Raw genomic sequence first — 20,250 nt, 5'->3', positions numbered from 1 at the left:
ACTGTTGCCTAAGCATTTGATAATGCTTAGATTTGTTATACTATGGATATTAAAGTATGCCCTTGAAATAGGAATTTTATCTACTTCTATATGGTTGATTACTCCAAAATCTACAGAAGTAGTTTATCTTTATAAAGTGGAACTGTAATAAAACTATTTTGTAAACATTTGCCAAGAATCAAAGTGAAGTCTCACTTTGGTTTTATATGAGAGAGCGATTTGAGGCGATACATAGATACCCTCAGATATCCTCATATTTTTCGCTGAATCCTCAAGCTATTTCCTACAACAATTAAGGAACTTAAAGACATTGAGGCTGCCGCTACTACAGGAATAACCATTCCACACAACGCAAGAGGAATACTACACGCATTATAAAATAAGGAAATAAATATATTTTGCTTAATCAACCTAAAAGTAGATTGGCTAATTTCAAAGGATTTTTGCAAACTACTCAAATGCTCATCAAGCAATACAACATCACCCAATGCAATAGCTACGTCAACGCCATTTCCCATCGCAATCGCAATATCACTTTGTGCTAAGGCTAGAGCGTCATTCAAACCATCGCCCGCCATCACAACAACCTTGCCTTCCTTATGTGCTTTTTTAACAATTTCTGCTTTATCCAATGGAGTTTGTTCAGCATAAAACTTCACATTCAATTCTTGTGCGACTTTTTGTGTCGGATAAAATCTATCCCCACTGACAATCATAATTTCTAAACCACTTTTTTGTAAAGATTCAATACAAGTTTTTGCTTCTGGCTTTAAAGTATCTTCTAGTAAAAAAATTGCTTTCAGCTCTGAATTTTTTGCAAAACAAAATAAAGAATATGGCTCTTGCTCTAAAGACTGAGGATAAGAAATTCCTAATTCTTGTAAAAGCGTTAAACTACCACCAACAAAACGATTTTCTCCCAAATACCCAACCATTCCTCTTGCCTTTTGTTCCAAATTCGTTAATTTCTGCTCACAAAAAGATATTTTATTCTCCAAAAAACTTTGCACACCCTTTGCAATAGGATGATGAGTGTGCTGCAATAAATCATACAAAGCCCATTCTTCTTCTTTTTCTAAAGGGATAAGCATCATTTCCTTTACTACTCTCAAAGAACCTTTTGTTAATGTTCCTGTTTTATCTAAAATTAATAAATTTGCATGGGCTAAGGTTTCTAAAAATCTTGCCTCCCTAAAGAGAATTCGCCGTTTAATTGCCTCACTCAACCCCACCACAGATGCAATTGGCGTAGCTAAAGCTAGTGCACAAGGACAAGCAATAATAATCACAGAAATAGCCACGCTAAGACTTTCTTGTACATTTTGTGTTGATATATACCATACAACAAAACCAATAGTGGCTAAAATAAGAATCGTTGATGAAAAATAACGGGAAAGTGCGTTGGCTTGTTCTTGAATCTTTGGACGTTTATTTAGAGATTCTTCAACTAAATTCACAATCGAACTCATTAAAGAATGTGAAAGTTTTTTAGTTGTCTTATAAAGTATCGGGGTTGCCACAACAATAGAACCAGATAAAATTTTATCTCCTTTTTTCTTCTCAATCGGTAGAGATTCTCCATTTAAGGCACTTTCATCACAACTACCATATTCACTTAAAAGCTCTCCATCTAATGCTATACACTCTGCAGGTAATGCCTCAATCACCTCTCCTACCTCAACCTCTTCTGGTGAAATAGAAATTTTTTGCCCCTCTCGCAATACATTTACCTGCAAAGGAATGCTTGCAGACAAAGAATCCAAAGCATCAATGGCAATTTTCTTACCCCTTTGCTCTAGAAATTTACCAATTAAAACAAAAGTAATAATCATCGTAATAGATTCAAAATAGGTCTCAAGCCCAACAAAAGCTGCGTAAATTGAATACAGATAAGCAAGGGTTGAACCACTGACAACTAATGTATCCATACTTAAAGCACGATTTTTGATAGCGTAATACGCCCCTTTCCAAAAAATACTTCCACTAAAAAATAGTGTCGGCGTACAAAGCAAAAAAGAAGCAAAGTCCAAAATAGCCTTAATTTCTCTACTCATTCCACTAAAATAGCCCGCATATTGTGCAACAGCAATCCACATAATATTCATTGTACAAAAAACGCCCACAATCATACGCACATAATATTTACGTCTCTCTTTATTAGCGTATTCCTCCTGCATAGCTGGATCATAAGCATGTGCGTCATAACCAATAGAACGAATTAGCATTACAATAGAAGAAAGAGAAATCTCGTTTTTATCAAAAAGAATTGTTGCTTTATTATTTGTATAATTTATTTTTATATCATATATTCCTGCTTGTCGCATTAAAATTTTTTCATTCAACCATACACAAGCTATACAATGGATATGCTCCAAAATCAAGGAAACTTCATCAAGATGATTTTTCTTAGAGACATATTTTCGCATAAAACCTTCAGAATCAAAACGACTTAAGGATTCTTGGTTTTCAACAACAGGAGAAAGCTCATTTTCCTGCAAACGTTCGTAAAATTCCTCTAAGCCTTGAGAATGCAAAAAAGTATAAACTCGTTCGCAACCCTCGCAACAAAAATATAAAATTTCCTCTCCTTTTTTTTGTTGCTTAAGAATCTCTTCATTAAACTCTAATTGACAATGGCTACAAGCCCTTTTCATAATACTTCCATTTGTTGTGCTAATTTTACTTCAATATTTTTATTTTCATTAAAAATATCTTGCACAGAGGGCAATTCATATTCAAGCACAATCCCCATTCTTTTTAGCTTTTCCAAACCTAAATAATGAATATAACTTTTTAACGCTTTTGCAATTTCAATATGCTCAATACTGCCCTTTCTAGCATTTGCGACAATATCCATTATCGCTGACATTAATTTTGGAATTTCTTGTGCTGGATTCTCACTTAAAGACTCCGCCTCTTGCAATAAATCTTGAAGTGTGGAATCCTTAAGATGTTGAGGGAGATAGATAGAATTCATAAAATACCTCATTGATTTTCTTTAAAACTTAGGGAGAATTTTGACATATTTTTATTTAAGCTTATCTGTTTTTACATAACAAAGTCCAAGATAGCCACACCCTTTTAGTTTTTGTATCCTTAAAATTTACTTAACAGCAAAAGGTAAAAAATGAGAAAATACACTAAATTAGATACTAAAGCAAAGTTCTAAAGTTTATTTAGAATCTTAAAAGCAAAAAATTATTTTGCTATCCAACCATGCTTTTTCCATACCTTCTGTGCGTCTTTACTTTGCACAAATTCAACAAATTCTCTTGCAACCTTATTCTGCAAACTATCCTCAGTAAGAACTATCTCACTTGCACGATAAATCACATTTTCATCTCCTAGTTTGATAAACTTTGCATCTTTACCAATTGCATGTACCCAATGAGGCCAGATAATAAGCGCGTCGATACTTTTATCACTATTCCACCTTTCTACTGCTATTTTAGAATTAGGTGCATAGAATGTAATATTCTTGCGGAGTTTTGCTAAAGTTGTACTATCACCATTTTTAAGTGCCATATCTTCATAAAGACCAACCTGCCCTGCTCCATCAACAACCATCACATGCGTATCAGCTTTCAATAAATCGCTGAATTGAGTGATTTTTTTCGGATTATCAGAACGTACAACAATACCAGACGGACGAACATTCAAAACATTGATAGCCCTAGCATTAAGCTTGGTTGGCATCAGTTTAATGAAGCTATCCATCATTGATGAATTTCCGGAAAAAATAATATTAGCATTTTTTTTCGCATCTTCTATCCACGCACTTGCTGGACCCGCAGTAACAATAATCTTTTCACCACTCTTTTGGCTAAATTCCTGTGCAAGTTCCTTGATAACTGGTGCTGGACCGCCTGGACCATAAACAAATACTTCTGCATTTAACATATTACACAGTATAGCAATAGGCAACATCAATAACTTGATTTTCACTTAATCCCCTTAATTAAAAATATCCTGCAAATTATTTCGCAGGATAGAAGAGTAACACAGAAGTTTTAATCAAGATACAACAACACCAACATTTTATGGAGATAAAAGCAGTCTTCCCCCAGAAGGGGGATAAATATTAATCAAGCATTGGCTTTGGAGTTGCATCTGTAGAAATTGGGAACATAGGATATTCAATCTTTGGTTTAGTTCCTGTCAAAGAACCTAAGAAAGTCTCAATCTGTTCTGCCTCTTTATCTGTAATTTCAATACCTAATTGAACACTACCCATTTCTTTAATAGCATCGGTGAGCTTCCAAATTGCACCATTATGGAAATAAGGAGCAGTCTCTGTGATATTTCTCAAAGTCGGGGTTTTAACCATTCCATTTTTATCACCCTTAAAATCCCCTAAATTAGCAAATTTATATTTTCCGGCAACTTCAAAACTTTGCATTGAACCACCAAGATTCACACCGCTATGGCATGCTATACAACCCTTATCCATAAATACCTTCAAACCTTCCTGCTCTTTTGCACTCAATGCTTTTTTATCACCCGCCAAGAATTTATCATAACGCGATGGAGTAATTAAAGTGCGTTCAAAATTTGCAATCGCATCAGCGATATTATCAAATGTTACGCCCTCTTTTCCATAAACCTTCTTGAATTCACTAACATATTCTGGCAATGAAGAAATTTTCTCTACAGCTAATTTTGCAGGAGTTGCCATTTCAGGTTCTGCCTCAATAGGACCTTTTGCTTGATCCGCAAGAGTTCCAGCGCGTCCATCCCAGAATTGCGTTGTATTCAATACAGAATTATACACTGTAGGTGAATTTAAATGATGAGGATTTGCAGTCCATTTATGCCCAACTGCTGCAGCCACGCCGTCCGTCCCACCTAAACCCAAATTATGACAGGTATTACAGGAAATTAAACCACTTTTAGATAATCGAGGTTCAAAGTAAAGTTTTTTACCTAATTCAGCTTTCTCTTTTGTGAATTTAGACGCCTTTACACCATTCTCTTTAAGAATCGCATCAACACCTTTTTGGTCTTTAGGTAATGGCAACAAGCCAACAGCTTTTGCATCTGCAGCCAAATCTGCGGCACTCAAACCCACGGAAGCAACAAACAAGGGAACCAATGTTCTAAGAACAACTTTTTTCATAACAAGCTCCTTTAAAAATTACAATCAACAGAAAAATTTTATCCATAAGTATATTAAAGAAAGATAAAAGATAAAAGTTTTTATATTTAGTAAATAATAATCATAGGTATTTTTTCTTAACTTCCTACAAATAGCTAGGCACTAAAATCAATACAACACTTTTTTAACGACATCACTCTAAGCCATACTTAACTACTGAAAGCAAGAAAACAATTCTCAATAAGAATGAATTTGAAGTGCTTTTCCCCACATCCCAAGAAGAATGTGGAGAACAAATTAGATATAATTCACCATTGAAAGGGAATTAATTTTAGAAATTGCTGAAAGCAACGATTGATAATTGATTGACTGCTGGATAAATTGGCTAAAAGTTACAGCAATATCTGTATCCATTACTGTTGACTGCAATGACTTTGTTTGTACCATCAACATTTCAGAACGTTCAATCTCATCTTCAAAAGTGTTATATTGTGCACCTGTTTTGGATTGAACCTTAAGGAGTTGGTCTTCAATATGTTCCACCCATTGTTTTCCACCTTGAATTCCTACACTTCTTAAGCTATCATTATAAGCCCCCACTGGCACATCTCCTGCACGGTAGATTTCAAGCTCCACCGCCTTAATGGCTTCATCAAGCTTTTGAAAAATATTCACATGTGGATCATCAAGAACAAGAGCATTATTGCTTTGGAATGTCATCGCTGAACCCGTGCGATAAGGTACATTACTCATAGGTAATTCTAGCTGATTGCCATCAATATCCAATCCAACAGGTGGCATATTGCTATAATCTCCACTCCCATTCGTAAGGTAAGTTTGCTGCACCCCATTCACATTCGTATAAGTGATTTGACGTTGAGACTCATAAAGGCTAAATTCCATCTGTGTAGGTGCTCTCGTATTATCTTTAATCTCTAATTGCCCAAAACCATTGACATACACATCAAGATTATTGTTAGAATCTTTAAGTAACTGCTCATAGGCATCTTTTCTATCTTGCTCTGTGATAGGACGTGCACCAGGAGTGTTTGGAGCAACAGGAGTATTAGTCGTTGGGTCAATCCATACAGGATTACCGCCAGCATCTTGCCCTTCAATAATATCAAGACGTGTCGTATCTGTTCGACTTGAATTCAAAGCAACACTAATTGCATCTGTGAATTGCTGATAAGTCATATTATCTGGTGTAATGGGTTCTACAGTAACGCCATTGGGTGGTGGCATAGAATTATTATCCAGAGGCTTATAAAGTGGCACTTCTACTTCTCGTCCATTATTGTCTGTAAAAGTCAAAGTAACACGATTCTCAAAACCTGGCTTACGATTACCATCCCCATCAACTGGATTATCACCATAGAAGTTAACCACCGCTGTTCGCACATTACCATCAATATCTTTGTATTGCATTGTATATTTTGTATCTTTTAAAGACGCACCTGCTGCCTCTGAAAGTTTTGTATCCATTGATACATATTGACTGCTCCCATTAATAATTTGAGGAACATTACTTGTAAGTTTAGAGCCATCTTTAATAAAATTCACGCGGTCATATTCTACAGTATAATCATTTGCAAAAACATTAATATTATTACCAGCACCTGTCGTTACCGTCAATATCGCATTTAAGCTACTTTCTCCATCATAAGGTGCATCTCGGTTAGCAGGTAATTCTGGAATTAAACTTTGATGAACATTTTGATCAACAAGTGTAATTTTGCCATTTGCCATCTCTGCCCTTACGCGGTCTCTGCCACCATAGGTATTTTCCATCGCATCCATTAAATCACGCATCGTCATACTATTCATGTTAGTTTGGTCAATTGTAATTTGTCCAGCAGCTGCACCACCGGGAGTGTCTTTGTCTACATTTGCCATAAAACCGCTTAAATCAATCGTAATACTTCCGCCTCCTCTAATTTCTGCTAATGCCTCAGGTCCTAGAACATCAATCAACCTTGTCCGTTCGTCAGCAAGAACATTCCCATCTGTTCTAAAAGTGGTTGGAATAGTATGGCGACGATGGTCAGATTGGTCCTCTGTTGTAGTGATTGTATTACTTGTTTTTTCACCTAAGAAATTACTTTGAATATAAGTCGTTACCCTTGCTCCATCTTGTGCAAGTTTATTAACATCACCATTAAAGCCCATCATATCATTAATTTGAGGTAGAGTTCCTGCGACGACGGTTAAAGGTGGAGTTCCTGTTGCAACCTCTTTATAACTAAAAGTACCATCATGGTTATAAATCACTTCAGCACCATTTAATGTTAATTGTCCTGTATCTGGGTCTTGTACAATTGCTCCTAAATTATTTCCTTGATTATCCTGCAATTCAATAACATCACCATTTTCATCAAGAATATTGTTGTTAGCATCCACATTAAACTTTGGCACAGCAGGGCTAGAAACCATATAAAAGTCAATATTACTGCGTCCTGCAGTCATATCTTTAATGTTAATTTGCCCATATTCATTCAAGGTAACATCAACCACTTTATTATCGCTTGTGTTACCATATAACTCACCAATTTTATCCAATAAATCCTGCACCTTTGTTGCATCTGACTTGTTGACTGTATCCTTAAAATTCACATCTAAAGAAAATTTTGCTTTAAATGAAGAACCATCGGGGCGAACACCTTGCACATAAAAGACTTCTGGGGCATTATTGCTTGTATTCCAATCATTATCACCTACCAAATCTCTAAGTGTGTCCTCCGCTGTTAGATACACTTCTTTAGGTAATTCTGTTCGATTAACTTCGTCCATTATTCCGGGATTCAGATAAGATTGATTGTAATGTTTCACATTACTAACAATCTCGCGATGATGGTCGCTATTCATTCCAAAAAATAATTCCGAACCTGTAATATTATAAGGAAGAGAGTTTTTATCCCCTAATACCGCTTGTAAAAGCTGGCTATTGCCATTATATGTGCCATCGGCATTAAAAGGTCGCTTTGTAACTGCACTACCTGCAAAAATAAAATCACCATTCACTTGTGTGTTAGCAAGGGAAAGGAGAGTTGCACGAATACCCCTTAAATCTTGTGCAATTGCTTGCAAAGAAGTACTATTGTTTGAATCATTGGCTGCCTGAACCATCTTTTGATTAAATTGCTCCACAGCCGTTACCATTCCTTTAATGGCATTACCCGAATTTGCTGTAAAGGTTTTTGCATTTTCTGACAAACGAATCGTTTGCCCAATTAGGTTCACAGAATTCATCAAACCCAACCCCTTACTAAAATTACTTGCATTCTGGTAGCCAAACTGGAAATCACGTCCACTGCTAATTTTATAGAGATTATCAGTCATACCAGACATAAGGTTTTGCTGATAATTATGAAATGAAGTATAACGAGAAGCGTAACCTATACGCATAAGAACTCCTTAAAGTAAAAAATGTTGGTCATACCAAACTAAAAAGATACAAGCAAATAGAGTTCCATTATAGTGAATTTTTTAAAAAGAATTATCAGAAAATACCGTCTTCGATGCCCACTTTTCAGTGGGCTTTCCTGTTAGAATTGTTTTGCGTTCACATCATCTAAAATTTGATTTGCGATACTATCCACAGATTGACTAATTTCTTGTGAATGATTTGCAATGTCAACATTTTGTTGTGTAATTTCATCAAGTTGTGATACTGCCTCATTAATTTGGGTAACGCCCAATGTTTGTTCTCTGATGGATTCAGCCATATCATTAATAGACTGCACAAGAATATTAGTATTTGCTTCAATTTCGCTTAAACTTTTTTGGGTTCTTTCAGCAAGGCTTCTAACTTCATCAGCCACCACTGCAAAACCTCTGCCATGCTCCCCTGCCCTTGCAGCCTCAATAGCAGCATTGAGGGCAAGCAGATTAGTTTGGTCTGCAATATCACGAATAATACCAATCACATTCTTAATATCCTCGCTTTGGTGAATCACCTCATTTGTTCGTTCACTCATATTTTGCATAGAGCTTGTTATCTGTTCTAATGCTGAAGCAGTTTGCACCAAATTTGAAGCTTGTGTGTTTGCCCCTTGCGTAAGATTTTGCACTGCAACCCCCAAATCACTTGAACGTTCGTCAAGCGATTTTGCAAAATTCGCTGAAGTATGCAACATTTTTCTAATCTCTTCCCCTAAAGCATTTGTAACAATCTCTATACGTCCATGTGCATCACTAATATTTGTTGTAAAATCCAACCTAGAATATGAATCAAAAACACGCATAATCTCGTTAATGTCGCTCCCTACTTTTTCCTGTAAAACTTCTAACATTTGATTTAATACTTCTTTTAACTCTTTAAGTTGAGGATTAAAAGGATCTTCTGTGATTCTCGCACGCAAGTTACCTGATTCAATCATCTTAACTGTTTGGACAGATTGACTCACCGCCTTTGCATCCTGCAAAATCCCATCTTGCGTTCGCCGAATATTCTCATCAATAGCTAATGCCATTTGCCCAAACTCATCTTTAGAACGAATACCCAATGGATCTGGAATGTTTTTTGTTTCATAATTTAAAAATTTAAAGAAAGATAGCAAAGCCTGACTAATCACACCCAAAGGACGCAAATACATACTTACAACAACATATAAAACAATACTTGAAAGAATGGCAAAAATAAATGCTATTGCCAATTGCATATATCCCGCTCTTAGAATAGGTTGTTCTATCTTACTTAATTCTTCCACATTGCAAAGTGTATAATCAGCAAAAAGACCACCCCCTTTATTCACCTTACACATTGCGAGTTTTGCGATACCATTCTGTTCAATTTCAAATGACTCAAAATCCGCTAGTTGGCTCGCTCTTTTCTGAATCTCACCATAAAAAGGATCATCTTTCATAACAATTGTTCTATCTGTCGCAGCAAAGGGCGTATTCACTGCATCTAATACAAATAAATTTGTACGATTTGTTTTGGCAATATAATCAAATTCTTTCTGTAAATAACTCAACAAAAAATCCACGCCAACAACGCCAATTACCTGCCCATTTTTATGTAATGTTACACCATAAGAAAAACTTGCTTCACCTGTGATAGAATCTTCATAAACATCTGTTTGGTAGATTTGTTTAGGATTTTTCAAAGCACCCAAATACCACGGACGCTGATTAGCTTGATAGTCACTGCTACCTCCACCGCGTACGCCATAAGATTGCCCTGCCTCATCCGTCTTAACAGTGCTTTCAATCACCTCTCCAGTAGGTAGCCCTACATAACTTGACATCATACCCGACGCATTTTTATGCGGACGAAATAAAGGACCTAATTTCTGAATTATTTTTTCTTTTGTATCTAATTCATCTGCAGGAATAGAATCTACATCCCTTACAAATGCTTCAAGTGCTACTCTTGCGGAGTTATTTGTATTCTGAATCAATAAGTCTACTATAGCAATTTCTTGTTTTTGTGCAAGTATTACCCGCTCAAGAGTATTAGAACGACTTACCATAACACCAACAATACCAAATGCAATGAGAGCCACCAAGGAAACTATACTGGCAATAATCGCTACTTTAGTCTTGATGTCTAGCTTCATTTACTTCTCCTTAATTTAATTTCTTTATTTTTTGGGAGTCGTATTCTACCAGAAAAATATATTGAACACAAGATTAGATATTGAAAATCTTATACTTTTTAGTCAAGCTTTAACTTCCATAATAAGGGGGCTAAAAGCTTTAATACTTAAATGTACAACCTGTCCAACATTTAAATCTGGAAAATCTTTTTCAAATTCTAAACGCGATAAAGTCGTTTTAATAATATCTTGATAAACCAACAATGTAAGAACAACCATAATTTCACCTTTTTGGATTCTTAGCACCTCTGCATGTAAATTGATTTTTGCACTTAAAGATGAATGGATAAAAAACTCACTCGCTGATTTATCTTTCACAACCTTACCCTTTGCAATCTCAATGACACGCGATGATAACTTCATTACCTCCTTGATGTCATGGCTAATCAACAAAGTTGTCATGTTAAAATGTCGTTGCATAACCAAAACCTCATCTTGCAAACGATTTTTCATACTTGAATCCAAAGCACTAAAAGGTTCATCAAGCAAAAGAATCTTAGGTTGCCCAATCAATGCACGTGCTAAAGCAACGCGTTGAGATTGTCCGCCTGAAAGCTGGGAGGGATAACGTTTAGCTAATTCTTGTAAATCCATCATCTCAAGCATTTCTTGAATCCTTGAGACATTGCGAGAAGTAAGACCATAACACAAATTCTCAAACACATTCATATTTGGAAACAAAGCATATTCCTGAAAAACAAAGCCAACCTTTCGCTTCTGTGGTGGTAAAAAAACTTTTTTAGAACTATCAAACCACACTTCTCCATCGACTTCAATGTAACCTTTTGTAGGGCGAACTAATCCAGCAACAATACGCAATATTGTGGTTTTTCCTGCACCACTTTCACCAAAAATTGTTGTAATTTGCTCTTTCTGAATCTCTGCATTAAAAGCAAGATGAGTGTCACCATATGCCGTCTTTATAGGATATTCAATATCAATAATAATCTTTTTATCAGCCATTCGTAAACCTTTTATTAATAGCATACACAATACATAGCACGATAAAAGAAATAATAAAAAGCGTGAACGCATATTGATGGGCAAGTGCGTAATTACCTACCTCCACTTCTGTATAGATAGCAATACTTGCAACATGAGTTTCTTGACGATTTCCGCCAATCATCATTACCACACCAAACTCACCCACAGTGTGAGCAAAAGACAAGACGCAACCCGTCAAAATTCCCGCCTTAGAATTAGGGAGAATGACTGATAGAAGTGTACGAAATTTGCTTTTGCCCAATGTGTAAGACATTTCAATAAGATTTTTAGGAATAGCAGTGAATGCAGATTGAATCGGATTCACCATAAAAGGTAAGTTAAAGATTAATGACGCAATGACCAACCCTTGAAAACTGAAAACCAAACTTAATTCAAAATATTCTTGCAAGAAAGAACCTAAAAAATAATTAGGGCTGAATGTTAAAAGCAAATAAAAACCCAATACGCTTGGAGGTAAAACTAAAGGTAAGGAAATAACTGCATTCAGTATCACTTTATAAGGAATATTTACGAATGCAAGAATATAACCCAAAAAAATACCAATAAAGAATAAGATAGCTACTGTTATACTCGCAAGCTTTAAAGTCAGTAACAAAGTATCTAAAAACGATGCTTCAAACATAGAAACTGCTTTATTTTAAAGATTTAATGGCGTACGGAGGGTAATTTCTGAAGTGTGAATACACCATAAACATTCTTCTTGTATAAGCAATTCTTCTTGCGGAGAAACAAGAATGGCTGAAAGTGCAAAATCGCCCCACTGTGTATCTACTTGCCATAACAATTCGCCCTTTTTAATCGCTATAATGGGCGACTTAAATGTGTTAGATAAAATATTTGAAAAAGGCTTTGCAAGAATTACAGCTGTTTCATTAAAACACAATTCAATCCAGGCACCCACATAAAGATTCCTCAAGCTAGAAATATCAAGCATAAGCGAGGAAAACCTTGAATTCTGGCAAAGTGTCGTTACGCAAACAATCTCACCCTCTTGCCTAATTTCTTGCACACAACCCCTCAAAACATTCATTGAGGAATTCCAAACCCATACTTTTGAATAATCTTTCTCCCTTCATCACTCACAACAAATTCAGCAAATCGCTTTGCTAAAGCATTATCTTTTGCAAATTTTGTGACTACAAAAGACTGCTCAAGTGGAGAATGTAAAGAAGAATCAACAATCGCATAATGTCCTTTTTGCCCTTTAGAAATCAAAGAGAACGCAACCAAGCCAACTTCAGCTGCACCAGTTTCTACAAACGAAAGTGCTTGAGAGATATTCTCACCCTGCACAATTTTATCTTTCATTCCATCGTATAAATTCGATTTTTGCAAAATCTCTAACGCTGCTGCACCATAAGGAGCAAGCTTAGGATTTGCAATGCTAAAATGTGCAATTTTCTGCTCACTTAGCCCCTCTAAACCTTTCTCAATATATTTTTTATCTAACGCGTAAAGAGCAACAACTCCCAAAGCATACACATGTGGTTGACCCGCCGCATTCCCATCTTTTGCTATTAAATTTGCATAATGTGCATCGGCAGAGAAGAATAAGTCATATTTCAAACCATTCTTAAATTGTTGATATGCCTTACCTGATGAACCAAAACTCAATTCAATTTGGTTGTTTGGGTGCATCTTTAAAAAAGTATCCTTAACTTCCGTCATTGCATCTCTAGCACTCGCAGCAACAAATACATTGAGGCTATCCGCCATCAAAGGAATCATAGAAAAAAGGCTTAGAACAAATAAAAATATACGCATAAAACAACCTCCAAAGCTAAAATTTGCTGAATTATATATGACGATCACTAATAGAAGATTTAATTTTTTTAAATTCAATTTTTAAAATAAGCTTCCTATTAGTCATTTTTGGTTAAAATTCCGCCCTTTTAGGATTGAAACCTAAAGAACAAGAAAGGTAAAAATTTAATTTCGGGGGATTAAATGCGACATTTTCTAACTTTAAAAGATTTTAGTGCTAAAGAGATTAAGGAAATCGTAGGTTTAGCCATTAAAATCAAAAAAGATTTGAAAAATGGGAAGAGAGAATCGCTTTTGCATGGCAAAACTTTAGCGATGATTTTTGAAAAAAACTCAACACGAACACGTGTAAGTTTTGAAGCAGGAATTTACCAACTTGGTGGCATTGGGCTTTTTTTGTCTAATCGCGATTTGCAGTTAGGGCGCGGGGAGGATATGAAAGACACAGCACGTGTCATATCCAGAATGGTCGATATGGTTGTTATTCGCACAGATTCACATATGCGTTTAGAGGAATTTGCAGAATTCTCACATGTCCCTGTCATTAATGGTTTAAGCGATTCTTATCACCCTACACAGCTTCTTGCGGATTATCTCACAATGATCGAATGCAAGAAAGATAAAAATCCGATTGTTGCCTACATCGGTGATGGTAACAATATTGCCCATTCTTGGCTTATGCTTGCAGCAAAAATGGGCTTTGAATTGCGTATTGCAACACCAAGCGGATACGAACCTAATATCTCTATTTATGAAGATGCACTAGAGATAGCTGAAGAAAGTGGTGCAAAAATTATACTTTCTAATGACCCAAAAGAGGCAATTAAGGACGCAACAGTTGTTACAACAGACACATGGACATCAATGGGACAAGAAGAACAAAAGGAACAACGTTTGATGGATTTTAAGGGTTTCTGCATTGACACTGCCCTATTCTCTAAGGCTGACCCTGAAGCAATTTTTTTACATTGCCTTCCTGCCTATCGTGGGCAAGAGGTAAGCGATAGAGTGCTAGAAGGTGAAAGAAGTGCGGTTTTTTTAGAGGCTGAAAATCGCCTACACATACAAAAAGGGATAATGGTTTGGCTCGATCAAAAAAGAAACTAGAAGATTCAAAGAATAATCTAATTCGTCTGCAACGATTAGAAAGAATTCTTACCCAAAGCAGTAAGCAACTTCGTGCACAGACGGGCTCACAGAACGATAATATTCTTTTGCGCTATCCAGATGATTTTCAAAATAATCAAGTCTATTTTCTTGACACACATAATCAAGAATCTGTTCTAATTTCAAAAGAAATTTTTTCGGAAATGTTACAGATTCTTTATTCCAGTTTTGAAGAAAATTTTTGCATTCTTTTAGAACAAGAAATTGCGGAACAGATGCCTTATGATTTTGATGATGTGTGGGAAATTGCAATAAGGGAAGCAAGAAAAAATGAAGATTCTTGGCTTTTTACAAACGATCCCAAGCAAATTGTTGCCAACATAAAAAAGCAGAATCCCCATCTTTTTTTGCAATTTAAACTTAAATTTTAAAGAGAGTATAATGTTTGATGTTAAAAAATTTGCAACTTATTCGACACCCGGTCCACGTTATACAAGCTATCCTACCGCAAATGAATTCCATACAAATTTTACGCAAGAGGAATACCTGCATTTCATAAAACTTTCTCAATCTCCACTTTCATTATATATTCATCTCCCTTTTTGTCGTTCAGCATGCTATTTTTGCGGTTGCAATGTAATTTACACAAGCAAACAAGACAAAAAAACGCGTTATATTCAATATCTCAAGAAAGAATTAGCCCTCCTAAAAGAAACACTTGATTGCAATAAACCCGTTGTTCAGTTACACTTCGGTGGTGGAACACCAACTTTTATGAGCGCACAAGAGTTGGAGGAAATTTTACAAGCGATTCATGAAACCTTTCCAAATTTTGCGGCAGATTCTGAAAATAGTTGTGAAATTGATCCGCGTTTTTTTGAACCACAACAAATGGAAGTCCTCAAAAATGGTGGTATCAATCGCCTTAGTTTTGGGATTCAAGATTTTAATTCTTCTGTGCAAGAGGCAATCCACCGTATCCAGCCTCAAGAACTTGTTGCAAAAGCTGTCCAACTAGCTAGAGATTATGGCATTTCCTCAATTAATTTTGACCTCATATATGGATTACCAAAACAAAATCTGACCTCCTTTCAACAGACTTTAGAAATTGTCAATAGCCTAAATCCAGATAGATTAGCTATCTTTAACTATGCCCATGTACCATGGCTAAAAAAAAGTATGCGAAAAATTAATGAAACAGAATTACCAAGCCCTGAAGAAAAATTATATATTCTTCAATTTAGTATCCAATTCTTACAAGAACATGGTTACAATATGATTGGGATGGACCACTTTGCAAAAGCTACTGATGAATTATTTTTAGCTCTAAAACAGGGGAATTTACGACGCAATTTTCAAGGCTACACAACAAAAGGCGGAAGCCAGACAATTGGTATTGGAGTTACTTCTATTGGTGAGGGAGAACAATATTATGCCCAAAATTATAAAGAGATGATAGATTATGAAAGGGCAATTGATGAGGGTAGACTTCCTCTATTTAAGGGAATTTCCCTCACACCTGAAGATCGTTTGCGCAAAGCAGTTATTATGCAATTAATGAGTAATTTTCATCTCTGCTATGCAGATATTTATCAAGAATTCAAGATTAATTTTACAGAATATTTTGCAAAAGAGTTACAGCAGTTACAACATTTTGAGGAAGCGGGACTGTGTGTTCTGAATACAGACTCTTTAGATATTACACAAGAGGGAACAATGCTCGTTCGCAACATCGTTATGCCCTTTGATACATTCTTGAAGTCTAATTCTCAAGAACGAAAATTTAGCAAAACAATATAGGAATATCAATGTTTGATTATCAAAAAACAGCTGATGCGTGCGTAAAATGTGGTCGTTGCATTCCAGATTGCACCATTTATTCTATCAGCGGTGACGAAACTCGTTCACCACGTGGTTTTATCGACTTGCTCGGACAATATCAGCAGAACCGACTTCCATTAAATGAACAAACAAAGGATATTTTTGAAAGTTGTTTTTTGTGTACACACTGTGTAAGTGTCTGTCCTAAATCTTTGCCCACAGATGAGTTAATTGAAGAAATAAGAATTGATATTGCAAAAAAATTTGGCATCAAATGGTATAAACGATTCTTTTTTTACCTGCTCAAGAATCGTTCTTTGATGAATGCATTATTCAAAGCCTCTGCATTCTTTACACCACTCTTTTTTAAAAGTACGCAAGAAGGGATAGTTGGACGTTTTCCTTTACCTTTTATTCAAAAAAGATTACTCCCACCAACTCCCCGCCAAACCTTTTTGGAAAAATATCCAGAAATAATTAAAGCAAAAAATGCAAAACAAAAAGTAGCCATTTTTATAGGTTGTTTGAGTAATTATAATTATGTTCAAGTGGGTGATTCTCTACTTAAGATATTAGCACATCTGCAAATTGATACATTTTTAGCAAAAGAACAAAAATGCTGTGGAGCACCAGCCCATTTCACAGGCGATTCTCAAAGCGTCCAAAACCTCATGGAACACAACATTACTTATTTTGAAAAAATTATCCAAGAAGTTGATGCAGTGCTTATCCCAGAAGCAACATGTGCTGCAATGATTCTGCATGATTATCAACGCATTGCAAAAAATGATGAAGTGATGACGCAAAGAATCCAAAACCTTATTCCCCACTTTTTTATGGCAAGTGATTGGTTATTTCGGTATACAAATTTGGCTGAAATTCTTGCAACAAAGCCAAAGCAAAACTTACAAATTACCTATCATGACCCTTGTCACGCAAGGAAAGTACTACAAATCTATAAAGAACCACGAGCCTTAATCTCTCAAAATTACACGCTCAAAGAGATGAGTAACCCAAATGCGTGTTGTGGGTTTGGAGGAATCACTATGCAAACAGAAAAGCATCACTATGCTTCAAAAGTTGGTCAAAGCAAAGCACACATGATTCAACAAACTCAAGCAAATATTGTTAGTGCAGAATGTAATGCTTGTCGTATGCAACTCAGTAATGCAATGCGACAAGAGGGCGTTAATGTTCATTTTGCTCACCCCCTAGAACTCATTGCACAAGCTCTCCAAACGGAAAAAGCATAATGGCAACCCCTACAGATTCCCAACTTTTTGAAGATATATATGATATCGCTAAAGCGATGTTTAATAAGAATTTTTTTGGTATTTTTCATGGCTCTTTATCTGTTAAAATTAATAACAATCGATTCTGCATCAATAAACGAAATGCAATTTTTAGCCACCTAGATGCAGAATCCTTGATTTATGTCTATGACAAAGAAGATTATCGCTGGAATGAGGCAAGTATTGATACACCCATTCACCTTTCAATTTACCAAAATTTCAGCGATGCAAAATGTATTGCGTATTGTCTTCCGCCATACACTGTTGCCTATTCCCTAAATCGCGACATTATCATTCCTCGTGATTATTTTGGAAGTCGTTTACTGAAAGAAATTTCAGTTTATGACCCAAGAGATTTTGAAAGTTGGTACGAAAGGGCTGAAGTAGAAATTTATCGCTTTTTCAAGGAACAAAAAAATAGAATTATGGTTATTCGTGGCTATGGTGTCTATCTTTACGCAAGAGATCTAGCACAACTTGCAAAAAATATTGCCGTTCTTGAAAATAGCTGTCGGATTCTCCATCTAAGTGCATCAGAACAAAAAACAACCACAAACACCCCACTCTTGTTAGAGATTGACGGAGATGACCAATGGATATTATAAAACTTTTTACAATTCACAACTTTCTTTAAAACGGATAGCCTGCTTACAAGCCTTACAACGAAATTGTGTCTTACCGGATTGAATTTTCTGGTGTGCGTCAAAGGGAACAAGATGAATCTTTTTAGGGCAATCACAAATATATTGAACACGAGTATCATTTTCCACATTTGAAAGTTGATCCTCTTTATATTCTTCCTTGTTTTGATAAGTTTTTTCAGCAATATGCGTTACATTATCCGCTTTTTTTAACGCTTCTTTAGCCATTTTAAGAGATTCTTCATCACTATCTCCTTGTTGTTTGCCCTCTTGTTGCTTTTCTTCTTTATTGCGTTGCTTTATTGCTTTTAAACGATATTGTTCAATCTGCATATCTTCCTTTAAAATATGCTGTAAAAGCCAATTTTTTGCGACAATGCCAAGTTTTTCCTTCAAATCATTCGTATTAGCAATATTCTGCACCATTTCTGCAAGCCCAGAGACAATTTGCCTATGTAATTCTTGATGTTCTTTTAAGAGGGGATAGCCAATAGACCTCATATAATTTTCTTCATCTTGAAAATGTTCTTTCATATAATTAAAAAAGCCACTTAATAATTCTCTAATTTCAGCTCGAGAAATCTTGCGGTCTGCACAAATATAAGCATACCCCGCTAATTCAAACAGCTTCTTATGCTGCTCATCAATTTTTTCATTGTGCACACTAAAACTATCATCCCATACCGGTAGCATTTCTACCTCCTTGTCTAATGAAATCTTCGAGGGTCACACTTACAACCCATTCCCCCTAAATACCGCTATAATAATATAAATTATTAGCTTAAGAGTTGTTTTAATGTCAAAATTCCCAATTTCATCATTAACGCAAATTATCAGATTTCTGCTGACACTCAGGACATAACCCCATAAAGGCAATGCAACTTCGATTAATGTAATAACCACTATTTTCTACACATTGCTGTTGCAATTCTTCACAAGGCAACAATAAATCTCTAATTTCACCACATTGCTGACAAACCAAATGCACATGAGGGTCCTTAGCAATCTCATAATGTTGCTTTTGATTAGGAATTTTCACCTCATCAACAACATTAACTTCCTGTAAAGACGATAAATTCTTATAAACAGTTGCCAAAGATAAAGAGGGGTATAAATATCTAATCCTTTCATACACTTCCTCGATAGTCGCATGCCCAAGCCTCTGTAACTCACCTAAAATAGCCGTTCTTTGAGGCGTTATTTTTAGGTTTCGCGACCTTAATAATTGCTCGATATTCATTTCATACTCCTAAAAATACTCAAATAATAAATTTTATTAATAAATACTATCAGAATTTTAGAAAAATGTCAAGTGGACTTTATATTGATAGATGAGTGCTCTTGCAAAACCTTTAGAACTGCCTTAGGATAAAGGCGATGTTCAATCTCGTGAATCTTCGCTTCAAACTCCTCTCTTTGCCAAGAATCTTCACGACAAAAAGCTTCTTGTGCGATAATTTTACCTGAATCTAATTCCTGATTAACATGATGGACACTCACACCCGCAACCTGCATATCAGATTCAAAACTCTCCTGGATTGCATTTGCACCTTTAAATAGAGGTAAAATAGAAGGGTGAATATTAATTACTCGCATCGATTCCAAAAAAATAGGGGATAGAATACGCATATAACCCGCCAATAAACAAAAGTCTGGCTGATATGGCTTTAGAATTTCCAAAACTGCACAATCAAATTCTTCACGTTCACTAAAACCCCTATGTGAAAGCAACTCACATCGAACACCCAAATTTTCTGCCCTCTTAATACCATAAGCTTGAGGATTATTAGTAAATACTATCGGAATTTCAATGCTAAAATCCTTAGAAGAAAAACCATTTAATGCCTTGAATAAGGCTTCCATATTGCTGCCATTTCCACTAAATAAAATCACTAATCGATATTTTCGCACACTAAGCATCCTGA

General features: G+C 35.7%; 18 protein-coding genes. 5 read left to right on the top strand and 13 right to left on the bottom strand.

Going from position 1 to position 20,250, the window contains the following annotated elements; all coding sequences use genetic code 11:
* Nucleotides 1-251: 251 nt before the first annotated feature.
* From CCZ01_RS03845 to modA, 10 genes are all read right to left on the bottom strand, one after another.
* Complete coding sequence (locus tag CCZ01_RS03845) at nt 252-2,654, bottom strand: heavy metal translocating P-type ATPase (protein ID WP_181566298.1); 2,403 nt, start codon at nt 2,652-2,654, stop codon at nt 252-254.
* Nucleotides 2,651-2,977, bottom strand: a complete 327-nt coding sequence (locus tag CCZ01_RS03840; RefSeq protein ID WP_112051913.1) for a hypothetical protein — start codon at nt 2,975-2,977, stop codon at nt 2,651-2,653. The genes CCZ01_RS03845 and CCZ01_RS03840 overlap by 4 nt, the downstream gene beginning before the upstream one ends.
* 221 nt (nt 2,978-3,198) lie before the next feature.
* The gene (locus CCZ01_RS03835) at nt 3,199-3,927 is read right to left on the bottom strand and encodes a substrate-binding domain-containing protein (RefSeq protein WP_112051950.1); all 729 of its coding nucleotides are present in this window, start codon (nt 3,925-3,927) and stop codon (nt 3,199-3,201) included.
* 154 nt (nt 3,928-4,081) lie between these two features.
* Complete coding sequence (locus tag CCZ01_RS03830) at nt 4,082-5,116, bottom strand: cytochrome-c peroxidase (RefSeq protein WP_112051912.1); 1,035 nt, start codon at nt 5,114-5,116, stop codon at nt 4,082-4,084.
* Between the two features lie 276 nt (nt 5,117-5,392).
* The gene (locus CCZ01_RS03825; protein WP_112051911.1) at nt 5,393-8,500 is read right to left on the bottom strand and encodes a flagellin N-terminal helical domain-containing protein; all 3,108 of its coding nucleotides are present in this window, start codon (nt 8,498-8,500) and stop codon (nt 5,393-5,395) included.
* 140 nt (nt 8,501-8,640) lie between these two features.
* Nucleotides 8,641-10,656, bottom strand: coding sequence for a methyl-accepting chemotaxis protein (locus tag CCZ01_RS03820; protein WP_112051910.1), 2,016 nt, complete (start codon nt 10,654-10,656; stop codon nt 8,641-8,643).
* A gap of 102 nt (nt 10,657-10,758) precedes the next feature.
* Entirely contained in the window at nt 10,759-11,658 is a 900-nt protein-coding gene (locus tag CCZ01_RS03815) for an ATP-binding cassette domain-containing protein (RefSeq protein WP_112051909.1), read from the bottom strand.
* On the bottom strand, nt 11,651-12,322 hold the full coding sequence (modB, locus tag CCZ01_RS03810) for a molybdate ABC transporter permease subunit (RefSeq protein WP_112051908.1): 672 nt from the start codon (nt 12,320-12,322) through the stop codon (nt 11,651-11,653). The genes CCZ01_RS03815 and modB overlap by 8 nt, the downstream gene beginning before the upstream one ends.
* Before the next feature lie 15 nt (nt 12,323-12,337).
* A complete protein-coding gene (locus tag CCZ01_RS03805; protein ID WP_112051907.1) occupies nt 12,338-12,730 on the bottom strand; it encodes a hypothetical protein in 393 nt (130 codons plus the stop codon).
* Nucleotides 12,727-13,464 (bottom strand): molybdate ABC transporter substrate-binding protein, encoded by a 738-nt coding sequence (gene modA / locus CCZ01_RS03800; protein WP_112051906.1) that lies wholly within the window; start codon nt 13,462-13,464, stop codon nt 12,727-12,729. The genes CCZ01_RS03805 and modA overlap by 4 nt, the downstream gene beginning before the upstream one ends.
* Before the next feature lie 183 nt (nt 13,465-13,647).
* Between modA and argF the strand changes: the two genes are divergently transcribed.
* The 5 genes from argF to CCZ01_RS03775 are packed head-to-tail and all read left to right on the top strand — an operon-like array spanning nt 13,648 to nt 18,289.
* Nucleotides 13,648-14,571 carry an ornithine carbamoyltransferase gene (argF, locus tag CCZ01_RS03795; RefSeq protein ID WP_112051905.1) on the top strand — a complete coding sequence of 308 codons (924 nt, stop codon included), beginning with the start codon at nt 13,648-13,650 and terminating at the stop codon, nt 14,569-14,571.
* Nucleotides 14,547-15,002 carry a DUF2603 domain-containing protein gene (locus CCZ01_RS03790; protein ID WP_112051904.1) on the top strand — a complete coding sequence of 152 codons (456 nt, stop codon included), beginning with the start codon at nt 14,547-14,549 and terminating at the stop codon, nt 15,000-15,002. The genes argF and CCZ01_RS03790 overlap by 25 nt, the downstream gene beginning before the upstream one ends.
* Nucleotides 15,003-15,012: 10 nt before the next feature.
* Nucleotides 15,013-16,371 carry an oxygen-independent coproporphyrinogen III oxidase gene (hemN, locus tag CCZ01_RS03785; RefSeq protein WP_112051903.1) on the top strand — a complete coding sequence of 453 codons (1,359 nt, stop codon included), beginning with the start codon at nt 15,013-15,015 and terminating at the stop codon, nt 16,369-16,371.
* Between the two features lie 8 nt (nt 16,372-16,379).
* Nucleotides 16,380-17,645: a (Fe-S)-binding protein gene (locus CCZ01_RS03780; protein WP_112051902.1), complete on the top strand. Its 1,266-nt coding sequence runs from the start codon at nt 16,380-16,382 to the stop codon at nt 17,643-17,645.
* On the top strand, nt 17,645-18,289 hold the full coding sequence (locus CCZ01_RS03775) for a class II aldolase and adducin N-terminal domain-containing protein (RefSeq protein WP_112051901.1): 645 nt from the start codon (nt 17,645-17,647) through the stop codon (nt 18,287-18,289). Before CCZ01_RS03780 ends, CCZ01_RS03775 begins: the two co-directional genes overlap by 1 nt.
* A 6-nt stretch (nt 18,290-18,295) precedes the next feature.
* On the opposite strand, the gene CCZ01_RS03770 is transcribed toward CCZ01_RS03775, so the two are convergent.
* The 3 genes from CCZ01_RS03770 to purN all read right to left on the bottom strand — a co-directional run bounded on the left by CCZ01_RS03770 (nt 18,296) and on the right by purN (nt 20,245).
* Entirely contained in the window at nt 18,296-19,018 is a 723-nt protein-coding gene (locus CCZ01_RS03770) for a bacteriohemerythrin (protein WP_112051900.1), read from the bottom strand.
* Between the two features lie 127 nt (nt 19,019-19,145).
* Nucleotides 19,146-19,565, bottom strand: a complete 420-nt coding sequence (locus CCZ01_RS03765; RefSeq protein WP_112051899.1) for a Fur family transcriptional regulator — start codon at nt 19,563-19,565, stop codon at nt 19,146-19,148.
* A 68-nt stretch (nt 19,566-19,633) separates the two neighbouring features.
* Nucleotides 19,634-20,245 (bottom strand): phosphoribosylglycinamide formyltransferase, encoded by a 612-nt coding sequence (gene purN, locus CCZ01_RS03760; protein WP_258436576.1) that lies wholly within the window; start codon nt 20,243-20,245, stop codon nt 19,634-19,636.
* Nucleotides 20,246-20,250: the final 5 nt, after the last annotated feature.

Source organism: Helicobacter monodelphidis, from assembly GCF_003288845.1.
Classification (GTDB): Bacteria; Campylobacterota; Campylobacteria; order Campylobacterales; family Helicobacteraceae; genus NHYN01.
Note: the sequence above shows the minus strand (reverse complement) of the source record. Positions and strands in the feature narration are given on the sequence as shown.